Consider the following 4,102-nt stretch of genomic DNA (forward strand, 5'->3'; position numbering starts at 1 on the left):
GTCCCTGAGCAGGCAGCCGATCGCCGCCCCCTACCGGCCATCGCCCGAGCCCTGCCGATCGCGCTGGCGTCGCTCGCCATCGCGGTGCTGGCCGGCTGTGGCGCCCCACCCGAGCTGGCGGAACCGACCGGCGTGCCCACGCACACCGCGAGCCCGACGACGCCCGGCCCGAGCACCGCACCGGCGACCACGCCGGCCACCGCACCGCCTCTCGCCACCGTGACGCCCACCCCGGACGCCGGGTTGGTCGCGACCGCCTGCCGCAACGGGCCGACCGGGCAGCGGGTACTGCAACTGTTGCGCGGCCAGGCCGGAGTGCTGCCGGCGAACGTCCGCGTGCAGGTCCGTACCGGGCCGCTCTGCGCCGGCGACTGGCAGTTCACCGTGCTGGCGGTAACCGGGCACGAGGAACTCCAGGTGGTCACCCGAGGCAAGCCCAGCGCCCCGGTGCTGGTCACCGCCGGCACGGACGTCTGCACCATCGAGGTCCGCGCCACCAGCCCGGCCGGGATCCGCACCCTCGCCTGTGACGCCGGCCCGGCCAACGGACCAGGTGCGTAGGCTGATCGGCATGCCAGGAACACCGCCGACGCGCTTCGTCTACCTGGGGCCGGAGGGCACCTTCGCCGAACAGGCGCTGCGCTCCGTGCCCGCCGCCGAGCGCGGCACCCGTACGCCCGCCCGTAGCGTCGGCGAGGCGCTGGACAGCGTCCGCGCCGGCGACGCCGACGCGGCGCTGGTGCCACTGGAAAACTCGATCGGCGGCGCGGTGGGCGTCACGCTGGACGAGATGGCCGAGGGCGAACCGCTGGTGATCACCCGGGAGGTGATCCTGTCGGTGGAGTTCGTGCTCGCCGCGCGCCCCGGCACCTCACTGACCTCGATCCACACCGTGGCGGCCCACCCACAGGCATCCACCCAGTGCCGGGGATGGCTGCGCGACCACCTGCCCGACGCCGTGGTGGTCGATGTGCTCTCCAACGGCGCGGCCGCCGCCGGCGCCGGCACGGGGGAGTACGACGCGGCGATCTGCGCGCCGATCGGCGCCTCCCGGCACCGACTCACCACACTCGCTGACAAGATCGCCGACCACCCTGACGCGGTGACCCGGTCGTGGGCGATGTAGACAGCGAGCGAGGTGAGGTCGTCGCGGGTCGGCGCGCTGCTGTCCGTGCTGATGGAGTTGGCCGTCCGGGGGGTCAACCTGACCCGGATCGAGTCCCGTCCGACCGGCGAGGCGCTGGGCCGCTACGTCTTCTTCCTGGACTGCACGGGCCACGTGGCCGACGTACGCCTGGGCGAGGCGTTGCAGGGGCTGCGCCGGGTCTGCGCCGACGTCCGCTTCCTGGGCTCCTATCCCCGGCACCGGTGGGCCGAGACTGCGGGCGAACGCCCGGTCCCCGCCCCGGCGGGCCTCTCCGACGTCGACTACGCCGACGCGGCGGCCTGGCTGACCCGACTGCGTACCGGTGAGTTGACCTGACCGGACGGGGCACCCCTCAACAGATCGGGAGCGCCCCGCGCCCGCAGCGGTCAGCTCAGCAGACCGCCGAGCAGGCCGCCCTCCTGCTGCTGCTGCTGGCCGCTGCCCATGACCGGCGGCTCCTCGGACGGCTGCACCACGACGAAGCCCTGACCGCCGAAGCTCATGGTGAACGACTCACCGGTGCGGCGGCCGAGCAGTGTGCCGAGGCCGAGCTGCTCGGCCCGGTGGTAGCCGGTCTGGAGATTAGCCGACCAGCAGACCGCGGCCTGCGGGTCGACGTACGTCGGTGCGTCCACGTTGAGCACCACCGGGGTGCCCTTGGTGGTGATGGCGATCCGCCCGTAGCCGCTGAACACACAGTTGAAGAGGCCGGACGAGGACGCCATACCGGCGCCGCCGACCATCCTGATGTCGTACTGGAGGGTGGAGTCGAAGGCGAGCACGCTGCTGCCGTTGATGGAGAGGGCGTCGCCCGGCTCCAGGTCGATGATGTGCACATCCTTGGCCAGCTCGGCGAGAAAGACGTCACCGTGGCCGGAGACCTTCATCAGCGGGACGCCCTCGCCGGTGAGCTTCTGCTTGAGGAACTTGCCGAGCCCGCCGGAGCCCAGCGCCTGGAACTGCACATTCCCCTGGTAGGCGACCATCGACCCGACCCGGGCCATCGCCTCGCCGTTGAGCTCGATCTTCAACATCTTGGAGTTCTGCAACCGCATGCCGGGCTGCGCGGACTCCTTCTCCAGATTCTCCGTGGAGAACAGCTCGCTGCGCATGAAAGGCCTCCTGAATACCGTCGCGTTCGCTGCACCGACGGTAGGCGACCTCGGCAAGCACCGACCATCGGTCAGGCGGCGCGGCGCGGCGCGGCCGGGGCGCCGAGCGGCGCGGCGCGGGTGTCGGACGGCGGGCTCAGCCCCAGCCGAGCGCGTGCAACCGCGCGTCGTCGATGCCGAAGTGGTGGGCGATCTCGTGCACCACGGTCACCGCCACCTCGTCGATGACGTCCTCGTCGTTGTCGCAGATCCGCAGGATCGGATGGCGGTAGATGAAGATCCGGTCCGGCAGCACGCCGGAATAGCTCCAACCGCGCTCGGTGAGCGCATGCCCCTCGTAGAGGCCGAGCAGGTCGGCCTCTCCCGGTGGCGGGTCGTCCTCGACCAGGATCACCACGTTGTTCATCAGGCCGAGCAGTTCTTCGGGCACCTCGTCGAGGGCTTCGCCGACCAACTCCTCGAAGCGCTCACGGCTCATCTCCACCGGCACCTCGCCCATTGTGCCCCACGCGGCGGCACACGGCCCGGCCCTGCGGGACGACCGTGGCCGTCAGTCCCGCAAGCAGGCCGTCACAGGCACGGAAGGAGCGACCACCCGGGACCGGGCGGAGGCTCCTTCCGTGGACGTACGGTGTGGATCGACTCGCTCAGGCGGCCAGGCGGGCGCTGAGGGTGATCTCGGCGCCCGGCGAGAGCAGGCGGGAGATCGGGCAGTTGGCCTTGGCGGCCTCGGCGAGCTTCTGGAACTCCGCGTCGTCGATCCCCGGAACCTGGCCGACCGTCTCCAGGTCGATCCGGGTCACGCTCATGCCGGCGTCGGTCTTGTCCAGGTGCACCTTGGCGGTGGTCTCGACCGAGGTGGCCGTCGAACCCGCGTCGGCGAGCGCCTTGGAGAACGCCATCGAGAAGCAGCCAGCGTGCGCGGCGGCGATCAGCTCCTCGGGGTTGGTGCCCTCACCCTCCTCGAAGCGCGACTTGAAGGAGTAGTTGCCGGACAGGCCACCCTTACCGGTGCGGACGGTGCCCGCGCCCTCGGTGAGGTTGCCCTGCCATTGTGCTGAAGCGGTACGGATTGGCATGAGGCAAACGCTAGCGGAAAGGCGACCGCCGAGCGACAGACCGGCGCGCTCGCCAGCCCTGCGATCCGTGTCACCACCAGCTAGCTGTGCCATGATGCGATCCAGGCCCGTGACCGGCGGAGGGATGGCCGATGTCCGAGGAGCTTCCAATCCCGCGACAGGGCGACCGATCCGAGGCCCCGGCCGTGATCGAGTGGGGTGCCGTCGACACGGCCCGGCGACGCCGGTTCACCTGGTCGCTGGCCGGCTTCGCGCGGGACCCTCGGCTGCCGCTGCTGCTCGCCGGTCTGGGCGCGGTGGCGGCGATCGCCTCACTCATCGGTGAGTGGCTGGTGATCAGGTTGCCGAACGACGGGTCCGACGGAAACTCGACGATCGAGGTGCCCGCCGGGGTGTCCGAGATCAACGGCTTCGGGGTCGGCTACCTGGTCGGGCTGCTCGTCCTCGTTTGCACCGTGGCGCTGGCGTTGCGCGGCACGGCGGCCGTGCGGCCGAACGCCCGGCTGGCCGGTCTCACCCTGGCCGGTGCCCTGCTGGCACTGCTGGTGGCCGCCACGGCCACCCTCGACGACCGCGGTCAGCGAGACTTCATCTACGCGCCCGAGGACGGCTACCAGATCGAGTACGGCCGTGGGCTGATGATGGCGTTCGCCGCCTGTGTGCTGTTCGCGGCCGCCCTGCGGCTGGTGCCTGTCGCACCCCCTGCCGCTTTCGGCCCACCAGACGAGGACGGGCCCGCCGACAGGCCGGCACCGGAACCCTGG

At 71.4% G+C, this 4,102-nt stretch carries 5 protein-coding genes and 2 pseudogenes; 4 read left to right on the forward strand and 3 right to left on the reverse strand.

Going from position 1 to position 4,102, the window contains the following annotated elements:
* Positions 1 to 51: 51 nt before the first annotated feature.
* From DLJ59_RS00400 to DLJ59_RS38180, 3 genes and pseudogenes are all read left to right on the forward strand, one after another.
* Complete coding sequence (locus DLJ59_RS00400; protein ID WP_124770553.1) at positions 52 to 561, forward strand: hypothetical protein; 510 nt, start codon at positions 52 to 54, stop codon at positions 559 to 561.
* Between the two features lie 10 nt (positions 562 to 571).
* Positions 572 to 1,108 (forward strand): annotated as a pseudogene (locus DLJ59_RS38175) (prephenate dehydratase domain-containing protein); the annotation flags it as partial.
* A gap of 39 nt (positions 1,109 to 1,147) precedes the next feature.
* Positions 1,148 to 1,483 (forward strand): annotated as a pseudogene (locus DLJ59_RS38180) (ACT domain-containing protein); the annotation flags it as partial.
* 50 nt (positions 1,484 to 1,533) lie between these two features.
* Here DLJ59_RS38180 and DLJ59_RS00410 read toward each other — a convergent pair.
* From DLJ59_RS00410 to DLJ59_RS00420, 3 genes are all read right to left on the reverse strand, one after another.
* A complete protein-coding gene (locus DLJ59_RS00410; RefSeq protein WP_124770550.1) occupies positions 1,534 to 2,259 on the reverse strand; it encodes an AIM24 family protein in 726 nt (241 codons plus the stop codon).
* Positions 2,260 to 2,395: 136 nt separating this feature from the next.
* Positions 2,396 to 2,743, reverse strand: coding sequence for a metallopeptidase family protein (locus tag DLJ59_RS00415; protein WP_208648505.1), 348 nt, complete (start codon positions 2,741 to 2,743; stop codon positions 2,396 to 2,398).
* Between the two features lie 163 nt (positions 2,744 to 2,906).
* The gene (locus DLJ59_RS00420; protein ID WP_124770552.1) at positions 2,907 to 3,338 is read right to left on the reverse strand and encodes an OsmC family protein; all 432 of its coding nucleotides are present in this window, start codon (positions 3,336 to 3,338) and stop codon (positions 2,907 to 2,909) included.
* Positions 3,339 to 3,469: 131 nt separating this feature from the next.
* Here DLJ59_RS00420 and DLJ59_RS00425 point away from each other — a divergent pair.
* The coding region (locus DLJ59_RS00425; protein WP_208648504.1) for a hypothetical protein at positions 3,470 to 4,102 on the forward strand (633 nt) is incomplete at its 3' end.

This window comes from Micromonospora inaquosa (genome assembly GCF_003857055.1).
Taxonomy (GTDB): Bacteria; Actinomycetota; Actinomycetes; order Mycobacteriales; family Micromonosporaceae; genus Micromonospora; species Micromonospora inaquosa.